We start from the raw sequence: 15,633 nt of genomic DNA on the forward strand, positions 1-15,633 counted from the left end.
CCCGCCAGACTGGCCACATCGCACGGCGAATTCGATGAGAACACGGCGGAAAGGTGCGTCAATGGCCTTGATGGCGCGGAGACTGGTCCAGCTCTACGCGGGATTGGCTTCGTACGGGCTCGGCATCGCCCTGCAAGTGGAGTCCATGCTGGGGAACGATCCCTGGGACGTGTTCCACCAAGGGCTGTCCCGGCGATTCGGCCTGTCGATCGGGGCCTGGATCGTCATCGTCGGCGCGGCGGTGATGCTGGCCTGGATCCCGCTGCGGCAGCGGCCCGGCCTCGGCACGATCAGCAACGTCGTGCTGGTGGGCGTGTTCACCGACCTGTTCCTGTGGCTGCTGCCCACGCCCGGCCACCTGGCGGCGCGCTGGGGGTTCCTGCTCGCCGCGATCGTGGTGGGCGGGTTCGCGACCGGCTGCTACATCGGCGCGGGGCTCGGGCCGGGACCGCGGGACGGGCTGATGACCGGGCTGGCCGCGCGCGGCCACTCCATCCGGGTCGTGCGCACCTGCATCGAGGTGACCGTGCTGGCGGCCGGCTGGCTGCTGGGCGGCACGGTCGGCATCGGGACCATCCTGTACGCGCTGACGATCGGGCCGCTCGCGCACGTCTTCCTCCCCATGCTGGCGATCGAGAAGCCGGGGGCGGGCGACGACGGCACGCCCGTCCCCGAACCCGAACCGGCCGACCGGCCGGTGACGACCGGCCCATGACGGTCAGCCGAAGCGCAGCCGGACGACCTGCTCGGCGAGACCGGCCAGCAGGCGGTCCGCCGAGCCGGTCAGCTCGTCCAGGGTGCGGGGCCCGTCGGCGAGGCTGAAGACGGCGGTCAGGCCCATCGCGTGCAGGGGCTCCAGCGGCCCCGCGACACTGCCCGCCAGGGCGACCACGGGGATGCCGCGCTCGCGGGCCATCGACGCCACCACGGACACGACCTTGCCGCCGGCGCTCTGCGCGTCCACCCGTCCCTCGCCGGTGACGACCAGGTCGGCGCCCGCCAGGGCGGTGCCCAGCCCGACCGTCTCGGCCACCAGTTCGGCGCCCCGCGCGGGCTCGGCGCCGAGCAGGGCCACCATGCCCCCGCAGACGCCTCCGGCCGCGCCCGCGCCCGGCAGGTCGTGGACGCGCACGCCGGTGGTCTCGGCGAGGACGTCGGCGAACCGCGCCAGCGCCGCGTCCAGCTCCTTCACCTGGGCCGGCGAGGCGCCCTTCTGCGGCGCGAACACCTCGGCGGCGCCCTTGGGCCCGATGAACGGATTGGTCACGTCGCACGCGACCCGGAACCTGGCCTCGCGCACGCCGTCCGGGATGCCCGAGGCGTCGATCGAGGCGATCCTGGCGAGCGCGCCCCCGCCGGGCGGCAGCTCGGCCCCCTGCGCGTCCAGGAACCGCACCCCGAGCGCGCGCAGCAGCCCGGTGCCTCCGTCGGTGCTGGCGCTGCCGCCGATGGTGACCAGGATGTCGCGGGCGCCGTTCTCGACGGCGTCGGCGATCAGCTCGCCGGTTCCGGTGGTGTCGGCGCGCAGCGGGTCCGGCTCGCGGTCGGCGACCAGCGGAAGCCCGGACGCCGAGGCCAGCTCCACCACGGCGGAGCGCCCGTCGATCGACAGCGCGTACCGGGCGGGGACGCGGCGTCCCAGCGGGTCCTGGACGTCCAGGACCATCTCCTGCCCGCCGAGCGCCGCCAGGAAGCAGTCCAGCGTGCCCTCCCCGCCATCGGCCATCGGCACCGACGCGACGACCGCGCCGGGGATCGCGCGGCGCGCGCCCTCGGCGACGACCTCGCACACCTCGACGGCGTCGAGGCTGCCCTTGAACGAGTCGGGCGCCACGACGATCCGCGGCGGCCGGGGCCGGCCGCCGCTCGCGGAGTCTTGGGCCACGGTGCTCACCTTGGTCAGGGCTCGGCCGTCAGGGTCGTCAGCACGGAGGCGAACTCGGTGGGCAGCACCAGCGCGTCGTCCTCGTACCGGGTCTCCAGCAGGGTGAGCTCGCCGGCCCGCCACCAGTACAGGTGCGGGCTGAGCGACCCCGGGCCCTCCTCGTAGGCCGTGTGGGCCTGGCTCTGGAGCTCGCGGGCCGCGGCGACGGCGGCGCGGTAGCGGGCCCTGGGCGGCTCGCCATGGGCGGGCTGGATGGGGTGCGCGACGATCAGGCTGCGGTTGGGAGCGATCACCAGCGCACCGTAGGGCCCGATCGGCAGGTACTCCTCCAGCCAGGCCAGATGGGTGACGGCGTAGAACGTCCAGCCGTGCAGGGCGGCGACCCGCACGCCGCCGAGGTCCTGCTCCTCCATCTGGAGGGGGCCGTCGGCGCGGACGTTGGCGCGGCCCAGCATGAACAGCGCGTCGCCGGAGACCGGCCAGCCCTCCATCTCCTCGGTGGTGACCGTGCGGACCGTGGTGGGCGTGTCGACCACCACGACCTCGATCAGGCCGGGCGCGAACGGCCGCGCGGCCAGCACGCCGTTGTCGGCCTCGGCCGGGTAGATCCGGGTGCGCAGCAGGTGCTGTGCCAGGTCGAAGTCGCTCAGGTCGAGCGGCTCCTCGATCGCGGTGACGATCGTGGTGACATGGTCGGAGACCAGCGCGGGCCAGTCGTCGCGCGGCACCAGCCGGGCGAGCTGCCGCAGGTTGCGCATGCTGACGTGCAGCCGGTTGGCGCCCTCCAAGAGCATCACGTCGCCCGGCACCCGCCGGGAGGCGTAGCCCAGGCTCTCGGCGACCAGCACCAGCAGTGAGTCCAGGGTGCCGTCGTCCGCCGGGTCGGGACGCGCGTGCCTGCCGCTCATCGCACTCCTCCTGGCTGCGCGTCCAGGGTCCGCGCGTGGGTGTCGAGCCGGTACGGGGCGCCCAGCTCGAGGGTCAGCTGGCGCGGCCCGTGCCCCACGGGCAGCCCGGCCAGGATCGGCACGCCGAGCGGCCCGAGCCGCCCGGCGAAGACGGCGTCGAGCTCGGCGGGGTCGCCGCAGCCCGGCCACGCTCCCAGGGCGATCCCCGCCGCCCCGTCGAACCAGCCCGCCTGGAGCAGCTGGGTCAGCATCCGGTCGACGCGGTACGGGGCCTCGGCGACGTCCTCCAGGAAGACGATCCGGCCCGTGGCGGGCGGCGGCGCGTAGGGGGTGCCCGTCAGCGCCGCGAGCAGGGACAGCGTGCCGCCCGTCAGGGGGCCCTCCGCCGTTCCCTCGCGCAGGACGCGGGTGCCGGTGATCTCCGTGCCGGTACGGCCGTCAGCGGCGCTCGCCGAGCCGAACAGGACGGCGCGGAAGTGCTCCAGGGACCGCCGGTGCCAGTCGTCGTCGGCCGTGCCGCCGTCGGTCCCCTCGGTGAACAGCTCGCTCGCCACCATCGGCCCGAAGGAGGTGGTGACGCCCAGCCGCCGCCCGAACGCCATGTGCAGGGCGGTGATGTCGCTGGACCCGTGAAGGATCTTTGGAGCGGTCCCGCCGGGCGGCGCCGCCAGGCGGTCCCAGTCCAGGTGGTCGAGGACGCGGGTGGCGCCGTAGCCTCCGCGGGCGCACAGGACGGCGCGCACGCCGGGGTCGCACCAGGCCGCGGTGAGGTCGGCGGCCCGGTCGGCGTCGGCGCCCGCGATCCGCTGCCGGCCCTCGCGCGCCGCGCCCGCCTCCGCAGACGGGCCGGCCTCGGCCTGCCCGGCGTCAGTGAGCCCGGCGTCAGCAAGCAGGGTGTCGGCGAGCGCGTGCTCGGCGACGGTGACCCGCAGGCCCAGCTCGCGCAGGATGCCGCAGCCCTTCTCCAGCCGGACGGGGTCGACGGGGCCGCTCGGCGCGACCACGGCCACCCGGTCGCCGGGCGCCAGCCGGCCGAAGCGCCGGGGGCGATCGGGGTCGGTTTCGGACAGCCCTCCGGCCCCGCTGTCAAGAGGCCGGTCGGACGCGCCCCGGCGGCCCGGCCGCCGCCCGGTGCGGGACACCCCGCTCACCAACCCGATCCCTCCTTGCTCCGTAACGGATAGAGCTTGTCAGGATTGCGCCGCCAGGGGAAGGGGGCCCAAGTCACGACCCGCCAACAAACCGGCGCCCCATGGGTCACCACTGTATGGCCAATCGATGACCACCCGATCACTTCATGGACACCCCGCGTCAGGCCGGGCGGTCAGCGCGGGGCGCCGAGGGCCAGCTCCACCAGGCGTGGCAGGGAGGTCCCGATCGGCTCGCGCAGCACCGCGTCGGCCAGCTCATCGTACGGCGTGGCCTGGGCGTTCATGATGACCAGCCGGGCGCCGTGCTCCACCGCCTCCAGGCACAGGCCCGCGGCGGGCTGGACGGTCAGCGAGGTGCCGACGGCCAGGAACAGGTCGCAGGAGCGGGCGGCGGTGATCGCGGCGTCCAGCACCTCCTGCTTGAGCGCCTGGCCGAAGGAGATCGTGGCCGACTTCTGGATGCCGCCGCAGGCCGCGCAGGGCGGGTCCTCCTCGCCGGCCTCCACCCGGTCCAGCACCTCGCGCATCGGGGTCAGCCGCCCGCACGACAGGCACTCGGCGTCCCGGATGTTCCCGTGGATCTCGATCACCAGCTCGCCACCGGACCCGGCCCGCTGGTGCAGCCCGTCGATGTTCTGGGTGATCAGCGCGCGCAGCCGGCCGGCCCGCTCCAGGTCCACCAGGGCGCGGTGGCCGGCGTTGGGCTCGGCGTCCCAGGCGGCGTGGTCCAGGCGGGACCGCCAGGCGCGCCGCCGCACGTCGGGGTCGGCCAGGTAGGCGCCGATCGTGGACATCGCCTCGGCGCCGGGGTCCCTGGTCCACACGCCCCGCGGCCCGCGGAAGTCGGGGATCCCGCTGTCGGTGCTGATCCCGGCGCCGGTCAGCACGGTGATCGCCGCCGCCTCCGGCAGCCACTGGGCCAGGGTCATCGCGCTCATGAACACCCAGGCTAAGGTGCGGAACACCGGTTCTGCCCAGAATTATCCTGGCAAGCTACGGGCCATGATCGCCATGGCTCTGGCCCGGCCCGGACGCGCGCCACGACGAGAGATGAGAAACTGGGCGGTGGTATGAAGGCGACGCCGCACATCCTCGTGGTCAACGGGACCAAGGTCCGGCGCCCGGTGTTCATCCTGGGATCACCGCACTCCGGTGCCGAGCTGCTGGCGCGGGCCGTGAAGCGCTCGGCGGGGTTCCATCTGACCATGGGCCGCCCGGGCGTCCTCCGCGTCACCTACGCCTTCGCGCGGCGGCCGTCGCTGGCCGCCGAGCGGGGACGCGGCGCCGCCCGGGTGCTGCGGGACGCCTACGCCGACGCGTGGCGGATCTCCGGGCACGGCTGCGCGGAGTGCCCGGACGACTGCTGGCGGGCCGCCGGGCTGCGCCGGCCGCCGCGGGGCGGCGGGCACGAGGGGGCCGAGCCGCCCCGTTGCGTGGAGCCGCGCGGCGTGGACCGCTTCGGCGACGCCTCCCCCGACCTGCTCTACAGCGCGGACGTGCTGCTGGACGCCTTTCCCGACGCGCAGCTGCTCCAGGTGATCAGGGACGGCCGGGACGTGGTCGCCGACATGCTCGCCGACGAGCGCTGCCTGGCCTGGTTCAAGCCGGGCCTGGCCAACCTGGACGAGGTGTTCCCCAACCCGTTCCTGGGCGTGGAGGAGGACGTGGAGCGCGCCCGCTGGCCGAAGGCGGCGGCCGCGGTCAAGTGCGCCCTGCGCTGGCGCGGCTCGGTCCGGCTCAGCGCCCGGCTGCGCGCCCAGACGCCCGAGGAGCAGCTCCTGACCGTCCGGTACGAGGATCTGGTCCGGTCGCCGGGCGCGACCGCGGACGGCGTGTCGGAGTATCTGGGGACGCAGATCTCCAAGCTCGCCCTGACCAACGGCAAGAGGGAGATCGGGGCGGCCAAGGTGGGCGGCTGGCGCAAGCGGCTGACCACGCGGCAGCTCGCCCAGGTGGAACGGGTCGCCGGCGCCGAGCTGGGCCGGCTGGGCTACCCGCTCAGCGCCTCCGGGTGACCGCGGCGGGCGACAGCCGGGGCCCGAGCCATCCGATGGCGACGCCGGTGGCGCCCAGGCCCACCAGCATGACGGTGTACCGGGCCGGGGCGTTCCTGCCCAGCCGCTGGATCATCCGCGCCGGGTTCGGCACGGGACGGCCGATCGTCGGACGCATTCTGTCCTCCTTCGACGACGCGCGAGCCCCGTGACCGCGGGCTCACGGGTTCACGGGGAGCGTGACGCGCTCGGGTGGCCGCCGGGTTGCCGGACCGGCGCGCCCAGAGGAAGACCGGGAGACCGTCCACCCGAGCGCGGATCAACGGATGCTTCCCCGGAGAGGGGAGATCACTCCTCGCGTCCCCTCAGTCACCCTGGGAGGTCTTGGAGAGGGTCAGCCTCTCGGCCTGCCGGGCGAACTGGGTCCGGTAGAGCTCGGCGTACAGGCCGCCCTGCAACAGCAGGTCCTCGTGGCGGCCCCGCTCGGCCACCCGGCCCCCGTCGATCACCAGGATCTGGTCGGCCTCCCGGATGGTGGACAGCCGGTGCGCGATCACCAGCGAGGTGCGCCCGGCCAGCGCGGTCCGCAGCGCCCGCTGGACGGCGGCCTCGGACTCGGAGTCCAGGTGCGCGGTGGCCTCGTCCAGCACCACCACCGAGGGCGACTTCAGCAGCAGCCGCGCGATGGCCAGGCGCTGCTTCTCCCCGCCCGACAGCCGGTAGCCGCGGTCCCCGACGATCGTGTCCAGGCCCTCGGGCATCTCGGCCACCAGCCCGCCGATCTGCGCGGCCTCCAGCGCCTCCATGATCTCCTCGTCGGTGGCGTCCGGGCGGGCGTAGCGCATGTTGACGCGGATCGAGTCGTGGAACAGGTGGGCGTCCTGGCTGACCACGCCGACCTGGGCGCGCAGCGACTCCAGCGTGACGTCCCTGACGTCCTGCCCGCCGACGCGGACCGCGCCGCCCGTCACGTCGTACAGCCGGGAGACCAGGTGGGTGATGGTGGACTTGCCGGCGCCCGACGGCCCCACCAGCGCGACCATCTGCCCCGGCTCCACCGTGAACGACACCCCGTGCAGGACCTGGCGGCCGGGCGCGGTGTCGGGACGCGCGATCGACTCCAGCGAGGCCAGCGACACCTCCTCGGCGGAGGGGTAGGCGAACACCACGTCGTCGAACTCGATCGAGGGCGCCCCGGCCCCGGCGGAGCGCGACGCCTCGGCGCCGTCCTTGTCGGCGATCAGCGGCTTGAGGTCCAGCACCTCGAAGACCCGGTCGAAGCTCACCAGCGCGGTCATCACGTCCACATGGACGTTGGACAGCGCGGTCAGCGGGCCGTACATGCGGGTCAGCAGCGTCGCCAGCGCGACCAGCGTGCCCAGCTCGAAGGCGCCGTCGACCACCAGGAACCCGCCGACCCCGTACACCATGGCGGTGGCCAGCGCGGCGACCAGGGTGAGCGCGGTGAAGAAGACCCGGCCGTACATCGCCGACACGATGCCGATGTCGCGGACCCGGGCGGCGCGGTCGGAGAAGTTCTCCTCCTCCTCGGCGGGCCGCCCGTACAGCTTGGCAAGCATCGCCCCGGCCACGTTGAACCGCTCGGTCATCAGCGAGCTCATCTCGGCGTCGAGCTGCATCTGCTCGCGGCTGATCCGCGACAGCCGCTTGCCCACCCACTTGGCGGGCAGCACGAACACCGGCAGCAGCAGCAACGCGATCAGCGTCACCTGCCAGGAGAGGATCACCATCGTGACCAGCACCAGCACCAGGCTGATCACGTTGGAGACCACCGAGGAGAGCGTGGTGGTGAGGGCGCGCTGCGCCCCGATCACGTCGTTGTTGAGCCTGCTGACCAGCGAGCCGGTCTGCGCCCGCATGAAGAACGCCACCGGCTGGCGCTGCACGTGCCCGAACACCTGCGTCCGCAGGTCGTAGATCAGGCCCTCCCCCACCCGCGCCGAGTACCAGCGCTGGGCCAGGCCGAGCACCGCCTCCACCAGCGCCAGCCCCGCCACGCCGAGGGCGAGGTAGACCACGAGGTCATGGCGGCCGGGGACGATGCCGCGGTCGATGATCGCCTTGAGCAGCAGCGGGTTGGCCACCACGATCAGCGCGGCCAGCGAGTTCAGCGCCAGGAACACCACCAGCTCGCGCACATAGGGGCGGGCGTAGCCCGCGATCCGCTTGACCGTGCCCGGCTTCAGCCGCTGCTGGGTGACCGAACCGTCCCGCCGGAACGAGGCCATCACCTGCCAGCCGTTGGCCGGCATCCCCGGCATCCCCACGTCCTGCCTCCGACTCTCCGCCCCCGGCTTGTCGCGTAATCAAGTAAGCATCTCAGTGCGCCATGATGAACACATCCCCGGCCCCGTCGCTTCCCCGCTCCGCTCAGGGCGAAATGCCGCGGCCCGGGGCGCTCGCGTGCGCGCGGCTCCTCGATGGCCGGATCCCCCTGGACGCCTTGCCCCGGCGGCGGTAAAAGTGATCAACATCTTTCGGCTCATCACCCCCAGGAGCCCTCGTGACACGACGCCTCCTGCGAGGCGGCGCCGGCGTGATCACCCTCGTCGCCGCGCTGCTCGCCACCACCGCGCTCCCCTCGGCGGCGGCACCGCCGTCCACACCCAGGATCATGGTCGAGAACGGCGAGACCCAGCCCGTCTTCTCCCGGGCCGAGGCGATCACCCAGACCGTCAGCATCGAGACCACCGTGGACAGCGACTCCGACGGCGTCCGCGACCGCGTGCAGATGCGCATCATGCGTCCCAAGGAGACCGAGCGGGGCCTCAAGGTGCCCACCATCCTGGAGCCCAGCCCGTACTGGGCCGGGACGCACGACATCCCGCTGTACCCGGTGGACATCGACGGCGCGCAGGCCAAGTCCGGCGCCGTCGTGAACCGGAACCTGGCGGAGATCTTCCCCGGCTACTACGACAACTACTTCCTGCCGCGCGGCTACGCGGTGGCGAACCTGGACAGCGTCGGCACGGGCGGCTCGACCGGCTGCCCCACCTCCGGCGACCGCGCCGAGCAGCTCGGCACCAAGGCGGCGGTGGACTGGCTGAACGGCCGCGCCCGCGGGTGGGCGCCGGACGGGACGCCGGTGAAGGCCACCTGGTCCACCGGCAACGTCGGCATGATCGGCCAGTCCTACAACGGGACGCTGCCCAACATGGCCGCGGCCACCGGCGTCAAGGGGCTGAAGGCGATCGTGCCGATCGCCGCGATCTCCAGCTGGTACGACTACTACCGCGCCAACGGCGGCGTCGTCGCGCCCGGCGGCTTCCAGGGCGAGGATTTGGACATCCTGGTCCGGGTCGTCCTCACCCGGCGGAACCCGGAGGTCTGCGAGAAGGTCATCGACGACCTGACCGCCACCCAGGACCGGGTCACCGGCGACTACAGCCGGGTCTGGTCCGACCGCGACTACGTGGACGACGCCCGCAAGGTGCGCACCGCGGTGATGGTCGTGCACGGCCTGAACGACTGGAACGTCAAGGTCAAGAACTCCGTCCAGTGGTGGAACGCGCTCAAGCAGGCGGGCGTGCCGCGCAAGCTGTGGCTGCACCAGGCCAACCACGCCACGCCGTTCCGCTGGCGGCTGGAGGAATGGCTGCGGCAGACGCACCACTGGTTCGACCGCTGGCTGTACGACATCGACAACGGCATCACCAGGGAGCCGCGGGTCGACATCGAGCGCGCCCCCGGCCGGTGGGAGACCGCACGCGACTGGCCCGTCCCCGGCACCCGGCACGTCCCGCTGAGCCTGAACGCGGGCCGGGGCGCCGCGCAGCCCGGTGACCTGTCGCCGAGGCCGCGTCCAGGGGCCACCCAGTCCCTGGTGGACGCGGGCCGCACCCGCACCGCCGAGCAGTTGCTGGTCAACGAGACCCAGGCCGATCCCAACCGCCTGGCGTTCCTGACCCCGGCGCTGAAGGAGCCGGTCCGGATCAACGGCATCCCCAAGGCCGCCGTCCGGGCGTCCCTGGACGGGCGCTCGCCGTACCTGACGGCGTTGCTGGTCGACTACGGCACCGACACCCGCCCGACCGGCGCCCGCGTCGACACCGGTGAACGGGTCTGCTTCGGCCAGGGCGTCGAGGGCGACGACGGCTGCACGACCCGCCAGGCGCACCGCACCGAGACCGCCCCGTTCAAGATCATCACCCGTGGCTGGCTGGACGCCCGCAACCGGCACAGCCCGAGCCGCACCGAGCCGATCGCTCCGGGAACGATGTACGACTTCCGCTGGGACCTCGAACCCACCGACTACGTCGTCAAGCCCGGCCACCGGCTCGGTGTGATCGTCCTGTCCACCGACCACGACTTCACGCTGCGCTACCCGGCCGGGACGAGGCTCGCCCTGAAGCCGGGAAGCAGCAAGGTCTGGCTGCCGGTGGCGCCCGGAGGCGCGGAGGCCCTCGGGCGGTGACGGTGCCGGCTACCGGTTGAGAGCGCGCAGGCGGCCGATCTGCTCCCGCCGTTCGGCCGCCGCCTGCTCCTCCAGCGTGTTCCCCGGGGCCTGCCGCAGCAGGCGCTTGGTCGCCACGGCGGCCCCGGGGTCCACCGCCAGCAGCGCGTCGACCAGGCCGCGCACGGCGCCGTCCAGGCCGCCCTCGGGCGCGACGATCTCGGCCAGGCCCAGCCGGGCCGCCTCCTCGGCCTCGACGGTGCGCGTGGTCAGGCAGAGCTCCAGGGCGCGCGGCAGGCCCACGATGTCGACCAGCGGCTTGGTGCCGGTCAGGTCGGGCACGAGGCCGAGCGCGGGCTCCTTCATGCAGAACTTGGCGTCCGGCGCGATCACGCGCAGGTCGCAGGAGAGGGCGAGCTGGAATCCCGCGCCGATGGCGTGGCCGTGCACCGCCGCGATGGACACGATCTCGGGGCGGCGCAGCCAGGTGTAGCCCGCCTGGAGGTCCGCGATGAAGCGGTCGTCCCCCTCGGGGTCGGAACCGCTCGGCCCCCCGGCTCCGGGGGCGGAGAACATGGCCAGGTCGATGCCGGCCGAGAAGGACGGCCCCTCGCCGCGGATCACCACGACGCGCACGCCGCCGGGCAGGCTCGCGCCGATCTCCGCCAGGGTGCGCCACATCGCGAACGTCATGGCGTTGCGGCGCTCCGGGCGGTTCAGCGTGATGGTCGCGACCGCGCCGTCCACCAGCAGGCGAAGCCCCGCCTCCTCCAGGCGGGGCCCCAGCGCCTCGGCCCCGGGGACCGGTCCCTCCCCGGCCGTTCCCCGGGCTTCTCCGTTCCGGGGGCGCGAGCCCCCTGCTTCGGCCGTGACCGGTTCCGGTCCCGGCGCGGCGCCCTTCACATCGTCACCCGCGTCGACACGTCCATCCGCCATCCGCTTTCCTTCCGCACGGGGGCCGTGGCCGGTGCCCGCGCACCGGCGGCGCGGCGAGGAGGAGGGGGAGGAGGAGCGGGTCTCCCCGCGGCCTGCCCGCCGCCACTACCGAATCCTATTCGGACGGTGGCGGCGGCGGGTCAGGCGGTGCGCTCATTCGGGGGTCGATGCCCTTTCAGGACTTCTTGCCGCGCGTCGCCCCACCGCGACCGCGCAGGTTGACGCCGGACTCGGTGAGAATCCGGTGGATGAAACCGTACGAGCGGCCGGTGGCGGCTGCCAGGGCGCGGATGCTCTCGCCGGAGTCGTACCTCTTCTTGAGATCCGCCGCCAGCTTGTCGCGCTCGGCACCGGTCACGCGGGTGCCCTTCTTCAGGGTCTCGGCCACGAGTACCTCCCGTAGTGATGTGGTGACCGCTGCGTTATCCCCCGCCATGATCAGTCATTCCCGCGCGTTCGGCTACCCACTCCACCAGAAAAGATCTGCTTGGAACGCCCCGCAGGTCACGCCAGCGCCACCAGATCGGAAAACTCGTCACTCCAGATGTCTTCCACACCATCGGGGAGCAATATCACTCTTTCCGGCTGGAGTGCCTCCACGGCGCCCTCGTCGTGCGTCACCAGGACGATGGCGCCGGTGAAGGTGCGCAGCGCCGCCAGGATCTCGGCGCGGCTGGCCGGGTCGAGGTTGTTGGTCGGCTCGTCGAGCAGCAGCACGTTGGCGCTGGACACCACCAGCATGGCCAGCGCCAGCCGGGTCTTCTCGCCGCCCGACAGCACCCCCGCGGGCTTGTCCACGTCGTCGCCGGAGAACAGGAACGAGCCGAGGATCTTGCGGACCTCGACCGGCGCCAGGCCGGGCGCCGCGGACTGCATGTTCTCCAGGACCGACCGCTCGGTGTCCAGCGTCTCGTGCTCCTGGGCGTAGTAGCCGATGCGCAGCCCGTGCCCGGCCACCACGGTGCCCGTGTCGGGCTTGTCGATCCCGGCCAGCAGCCGCAGCAGCGTGGTCTTTCCGGCGCCGTTCAGGCCCAGCACCACGACCCGGCTGCCGCGGTCGATGGCCAGGTCCACATCGGTGAAGATCTCCAGCGAGCCGTAGGACTTCGACAGGCCCGTCGCGGTCAGCGGGGTCCTGCCGCACGGCGCGGGCTCGGGGAACCGGATCCTGGCGACCTTGTCCTTCTGCCGTTCGCCCTCGACCCCGGCCAGTAGCTGCCGGGCACGCCGGTCCATCTGCTGCGCCGCCTTGGCCTTGGTCGCCTTGGCCCGCATCTTGTCCGCCTGCGACAGCAGCGCCGCGGCCTGCCGCTGGGCGTTGGCCGACTCGCGCTTGCGCCGCCGCTCGTCGGTCTCGCGCTGCGCGAGATAGGTCTTCCAGCCGACGTTGTAGACGTCGATCACGCAGCGGTTGGCGTCCAGGTGGAAGACCCGGTTGACCACCGCGTCCAGCAGGTCCACGTCGTGGCTGATCACCACCAGGCCGCCCTGGTGGGACTTCAGGAAGTCGCGCAGCCACATGATCGAGTCGGCGTCAAGGTGGTTGGTGGGCTCGTCCAGCAGCAGCGTGTCGGCCCCGGAGAACAGGATGCGGGCCAGCTCCACCCGGCGCCGCTGCCCGCCGGACAGGGTGCCCAGCGGCTGGGTCATCACCCGGTCGGGCAGGCCCAGGCTGGAGGCGATCGAGGCGGCCTCGGCCTCGGCGGCGTAGCCGCCCAGCACGTGCAGCCGCTCCTCCAACCGCCCGTACCGCCGGACGGCCTTGTCGCGCTCGGCGCCGGACGCCGTGGCCATGCGCTCCTCGGCCTCCCGCAGCTCGGCGAGGACCTCGTCCAGGCCGCGCGCGGACAGGATGCGGTCGCGCGCCGGCTCCTCCAGGTCGACGTCGCGCGGGTCCTGCGGGAGGTAGCCGACCGTGCCCGAGCGCGTCACCTCGCCCTGCGCGGGCAGCGCCTCCCCGGCCAGGACCTTGGTGAGGGTCGTCTTGCCCGCGCCGTTGCGGCCGACGAAGCCCACCCGGTCGCCCGGGTTGACCCGGAACGAGGCGGACTCGATCAGCAGCCGCGAGCCGGCGCGCAGCTCGATGTCTTTGGCGATGATCACGGTGAGGGGCTTCCCTGGACGTCGACACGGCGGCGGGCACGAACAAGCGCGTCACGGTCCGCGACCGCGACGCGCCGTGATCAGTGTACGTGAGATGTGAACGCCGCCCGGAGGAGCGTGATTCCCCGCCGCGCGAGGGCCGTCACTGCCGCTCGGCGGCCAGCCGCTGCCCGATGGTCTGGTGCAGGCGTCGCAGGCCGCCCACGCCCAGCATGCCGACCTGGCCCTCCAGGTCGCGCAGCAGCGTGTCCTCGTCGGCCACGACCTCCGAGGACTGCATCAGCACCGTGCCCTGCCCGGTGAAGTCGAACTGGTGCTCCTCGCCGGACGTGCCGCCGACACCGAACATCATGCGGGCCGCGCCCAGCACGCCCCGCATGTAGGAATGGTCGTAGTGGTGGCAGGGCGAGGGGCAGTCGGCCCAGCCGAGCAGCGCCTGCGGGTCCACCCGGATCGGCGGCTCCACGAAGTGCACCGGCCCGTTGGAGGCGGCCACGAACCGGCCCGTCCCGATGAGGGTGAGGAAGCCCGGGATGATCGACTGCTTGAGCTCCAGGCCGGGCTCGAAGGCCAGCAGGTTCCCCGCCCTGATGGTCAGGTTGCCGTCGTCCAGGTCGTAGGAGTTGACGTCGAAGCCGCGGTCGGCCAGCAGCAGCCTGCCCTGGCCTGAGGCGACGATCCAGTCGTGCGCGTACAGCGGGGAGTGGAAGCTGGCCGCGACCAGGGCGTCCAGCGGACCGGCCGACAGCGACTCGAACGAGATCCGCCCGTAGTAGGCGATCATCTTGCCCTTCTGCGTGAACCACTGGCCGTTGAGGTCCACGCTGAAGCAGTAGGGGTTGACGTTGTCGTTGGACGGCAGCGTCATCGCGTTGAACGTGGGCGTCGGTGTGGGAGTGGTCACGGGTCTCAGATCTTTCTCTCGCTGGCCTGCACGTAGACGACGCCGGAGCCGGACAGTTCCAGCTGGAAGCCCTCGCCGGAACCGCGTCCGATCATGTCGCGCAGCCCGACGGCGGTGGTGAGCTTGTTCTGCACCTGGCCGCGGTGCGCGACGTACGCCTGGGGGTCGACGTGGACGGGACTCTGGGGGGTGATCGGCAGCTCCATGACCCCGCCGTGCGACAGCAGCGCGCACGAGCCCTGCCCGTTCAGCGTGCTGGTGAAGAGTCCCTGACCGCTGACCGCGCCGCGGATCACGCCCCGCATCCCGCCCTGCTCGCCCATGAACAGCGTCCCGAGTTGGAGGGTCGCGTCGTACACCAGCAGCCGGTCGGCCTCCACGACCAGGGTCTCGCCGGGGACCAGGTCGACGACCTCGACGTCCAGCCCCGCGTGCCCGAACAGCGCGGTGCCCTGCCCGGTGACGTGCATCATGGCGCTGTGCTCGCCCGCCATGGCGCGGCCGAGCGTGCCGCCGATGCCCTGCCCGGCGGTGGCGGTGGGCGCGAACGACACCCGTCCGGTGTAGGCCAGCATCGCGCCGCGCTTGCTGTAGACCTCCTGTCCGGGCGCGATCGTCACCTGGAGCATCTTGGAGTTGATCGACTCGTATCCGGGCATCAGATCTCCAGAATCCCGCCGCGCTCGGCCGGCTGCACGTAAACCAGCCCCTGTCCCTCGGTGGCCAGGCCGGGGGCCAGGACGTGGGTGCCCAGCCGGTGCGCCAGGTCGACCAGCGAGGCGACCAGCGCGGCACGGCGCGGATCCGACCCGGACCTGCGGGCCAGCTCGGGATCGAGCCTGACCAGGTACGGGACGGCGTCCACCAGCAGGTCCAGCGGCGCGTGCGCGGCGCCGAGCCCGGCCGGCGCGATGAGGTAGCCCGCCTGCCTCAGCCGCCGCAGCGAGTACGCCACGGCGGGCCGCAGCGCGGGCGCGAAACCGCCGTGGACGCACAGGATGATCTCGTGGGGCCGGCGGCCGGTCCCGGTGAACCCGTTGTGCAGGTCGTGCAGCAGCCCCTCGCCGTGCGTCAGCGTCTCGGCGCGCAGGCCGATCTGCAACGGCAGCGGGGTGCCCAGGCCGGCGATGGCGCGGGCGCAGCCGATGGCGCGCCGGACGTCCTCGGCCGCGGGGTCGGCGCCCAGGGCGGGATGCCCGGCGTCGGCCTCCACGGGGTCCGGAGGTCCCGTGTGCGTCTCCACCGCGACGACGGTGCCGGTGTCGAGATCGACCACCGGCTGGAAGACCGCCCGCGCGGGAAGAAGGACGTCAACGGCTGACACATCCGCATCATGCC

General features: G+C 73.0%; 15 protein-coding genes. 3 read left to right on the top strand and 12 right to left on the bottom strand.

From position 1 onward, the window contains the following. Positions 1 to 61: 61 nt before the first annotated feature. Positions 62 to 715 (top strand): YitT family protein, encoded by a 654-nt coding sequence (locus ACGWYJ_RS13735; protein ID WP_395106310.1) that lies wholly within the window; start codon positions 62 to 64, stop codon positions 713 to 715. A 3-nt stretch (positions 716 to 718) separates the two neighbouring features. On the opposite strand, the gene ACGWYJ_RS13740 is transcribed toward ACGWYJ_RS13735, so the two are convergent. From ACGWYJ_RS13740 to ACGWYJ_RS13755, 4 genes are all read right to left on the bottom strand, one after another. Beyond that, positions 719 to 1,885, bottom strand: a complete 1,167-nt coding sequence (locus ACGWYJ_RS13740) for a glycerate kinase (protein ID WP_395106311.1) — start codon at positions 1,883 to 1,885, stop codon at positions 719 to 721. A gap of 14 nt (positions 1,886 to 1,899) precedes the next feature. After that, complete coding sequence (locus ACGWYJ_RS13745; protein WP_285698049.1) at positions 1,900 to 2,793, bottom strand: hypothetical protein; 894 nt, start codon at positions 2,791 to 2,793, stop codon at positions 1,900 to 1,902. Next, positions 2,790 to 3,944 carry an LD-carboxypeptidase gene (locus ACGWYJ_RS13750; protein WP_395106312.1) on the bottom strand — a complete coding sequence of 385 codons (1,155 nt, stop codon included), beginning with the start codon at positions 3,942 to 3,944 and terminating at the stop codon, positions 2,790 to 2,792. The genes ACGWYJ_RS13745 and ACGWYJ_RS13750 overlap by 4 nt, the downstream gene beginning before the upstream one ends. 173 nt (positions 3,945 to 4,117) lie before the next feature. Continuing rightward, entirely contained in the window at positions 4,118 to 4,882 is a 765-nt protein-coding gene (locus tag ACGWYJ_RS13755; RefSeq protein ID WP_395106313.1) for an NAD-dependent deacetylase, read from the bottom strand. Positions 4,883 to 5,014: 132 nt separating this feature from the next. On the opposite strand from ACGWYJ_RS13755, the gene ACGWYJ_RS13760 reads away from it, so the two are divergent. Beyond that, entirely contained in the window at positions 5,015 to 5,959 is a 945-nt protein-coding gene (locus ACGWYJ_RS13760; RefSeq protein WP_395106314.1) for a sulfotransferase family protein, read from the top strand. Here ACGWYJ_RS13760 and ACGWYJ_RS13765 read toward each other — a convergent pair. Both ACGWYJ_RS13765 and ACGWYJ_RS13770 read right to left on the bottom strand, forming a co-directional pair. Then, the gene (locus ACGWYJ_RS13765; RefSeq protein WP_285698055.1) at positions 5,943 to 6,116 is read right to left on the bottom strand and encodes a hypothetical protein; all 174 of its coding nucleotides are present in this window, start codon (positions 6,114 to 6,116) and stop codon (positions 5,943 to 5,945) included. The two genes, ACGWYJ_RS13760 and ACGWYJ_RS13765, sit on opposite strands and share 17 nt — an antisense overlap. A 187-nt stretch (positions 6,117 to 6,303) precedes the next feature. After that, a complete protein-coding gene (locus ACGWYJ_RS13770; protein WP_395106404.1) occupies positions 6,304 to 8,211 on the bottom strand; it encodes an ABC transporter ATP-binding protein in 1,908 nt (635 codons plus the stop codon). Positions 8,212 to 8,462: 251 nt separating this feature from the next. Here ACGWYJ_RS13770 and ACGWYJ_RS13775 point away from each other — a divergent pair, with 251 nt between their 5' ends. Next, the gene (locus ACGWYJ_RS13775; protein ID WP_395106315.1) at positions 8,463 to 10,373 is read left to right on the top strand and encodes a Xaa-Pro dipeptidyl-peptidase; all 1,911 of its coding nucleotides are present in this window, start codon (positions 8,463 to 8,465) and stop codon (positions 10,371 to 10,373) included. 9 nt (positions 10,374 to 10,382) lie between these two features. On the opposite strand, the gene ACGWYJ_RS13780 is transcribed toward ACGWYJ_RS13775, so the two are convergent. The 6 genes from ACGWYJ_RS13780 to ACGWYJ_RS13805 all read right to left on the bottom strand — a co-directional run bounded on the left by ACGWYJ_RS13780 (position 10,383) and on the right by ACGWYJ_RS13805 (position 15,619). Beyond that, the gene (locus ACGWYJ_RS13780; protein ID WP_395106316.1) at positions 10,383 to 11,288 is read right to left on the bottom strand and encodes an enoyl-CoA hydratase/isomerase family protein; all 906 of its coding nucleotides are present in this window, start codon (positions 11,286 to 11,288) and stop codon (positions 10,383 to 10,385) included. A 175-nt stretch (positions 11,289 to 11,463) separates the two neighbouring features. After that, entirely contained in the window at positions 11,464 to 11,676 is a 213-nt protein-coding gene (locus tag ACGWYJ_RS13785) for a helix-turn-helix domain-containing protein (RefSeq protein ID WP_021596738.1), read from the bottom strand. Positions 11,677 to 11,792: 116 nt separating this feature from the next. Then, complete coding sequence (locus tag ACGWYJ_RS13790; protein WP_395106317.1) at positions 11,793 to 13,391, bottom strand: ABC-F family ATP-binding cassette domain-containing protein; 1,599 nt, start codon at positions 13,389 to 13,391, stop codon at positions 11,793 to 11,795. Positions 13,392 to 13,533: 142 nt separating this feature from the next. Further along, positions 13,534 to 14,295, bottom strand: coding sequence for an AIM24 family protein (locus tag ACGWYJ_RS13795; protein ID WP_395106318.1), 762 nt, complete (start codon positions 14,293 to 14,295; stop codon positions 13,534 to 13,536). Positions 14,296 to 14,300: 5 nt separating this feature from the next. Further along, positions 14,301 to 14,954, bottom strand: a complete 654-nt coding sequence (locus ACGWYJ_RS13800) for an AIM24 family protein (RefSeq protein ID WP_395106319.1) — start codon at positions 14,952 to 14,954, stop codon at positions 14,301 to 14,303. Further along, entirely contained in the window at positions 14,954 to 15,619 is a 666-nt protein-coding gene (locus ACGWYJ_RS13805; RefSeq protein WP_395106320.1) for an EAL domain-containing protein, read from the bottom strand. The genes ACGWYJ_RS13800 and ACGWYJ_RS13805 overlap by 1 nt, the downstream gene beginning before the upstream one ends. Between the last annotated feature and the right edge of the window lie 14 nt (positions 15,620 to 15,633).

Origin of the sequence: Actinomadura sp. SCN-SB, assembly GCF_043906805.1 — a bacterium.
Classification (GTDB): domain Bacteria; phylum Actinomycetota; class Actinomycetes; order Streptosporangiales; family Streptosporangiaceae; genus Spirillospora.

What these genes read in the sequence shown, in the direction of transcription:
- ACGWYJ_RS13760 (WP_395106314.1), top strand. Translation starts at nt 5,015, where the DNA reads ATGAAGGCGACGCCGCACATCCTCGTGGTCAACGGGACCAAGGTCCGG.
- ACGWYJ_RS13800 (WP_395106319.1), bottom strand. Translation starts at nt 14,954, where the DNA reads ATGCCCGGATACGAGTCGATCAACTCCAAGATGCTCCAGGTGACGATC.
- ACGWYJ_RS13745 (WP_285698049.1), bottom strand. Translation starts at nt 2,793, where the DNA reads ATGAGCGGCAGGCACGCGCGTCCCGACCCGGCGGACGACGGCACCCTG.
- ACGWYJ_RS13770 (WP_395106404.1), bottom strand. Translation starts at nt 8,211, where the DNA reads ATGCCGGCCAACGGCTGGCAGGTGATGGCCTCGTTCCGGCGGGACGGT.
- ACGWYJ_RS13780 (WP_395106316.1), bottom strand. Translation starts at nt 11,288, where the DNA reads ATGGCGGATGGACGTGTCGACGCGGGTGACGATGTGAAGGGCGCCGCG.
- ACGWYJ_RS13755 (WP_395106313.1), bottom strand. Translation starts at nt 4,882, where the DNA reads ATGAGCGCGATGACCCTGGCCCAGTGGCTGCCGGAGGCGGCGGCGATC.
- ACGWYJ_RS13735 (WP_395106310.1), top strand. Translation starts at nt 62, where the DNA reads ATGGCCTTGATGGCGCGGAGACTGGTCCAGCTCTACGCGGGATTGGCT.
- ACGWYJ_RS13765 (WP_285698055.1), bottom strand. Translation starts at nt 6,116, where the DNA reads ATGCGTCCGACGATCGGCCGTCCCGTGCCGAACCCGGCGCGGATGATC.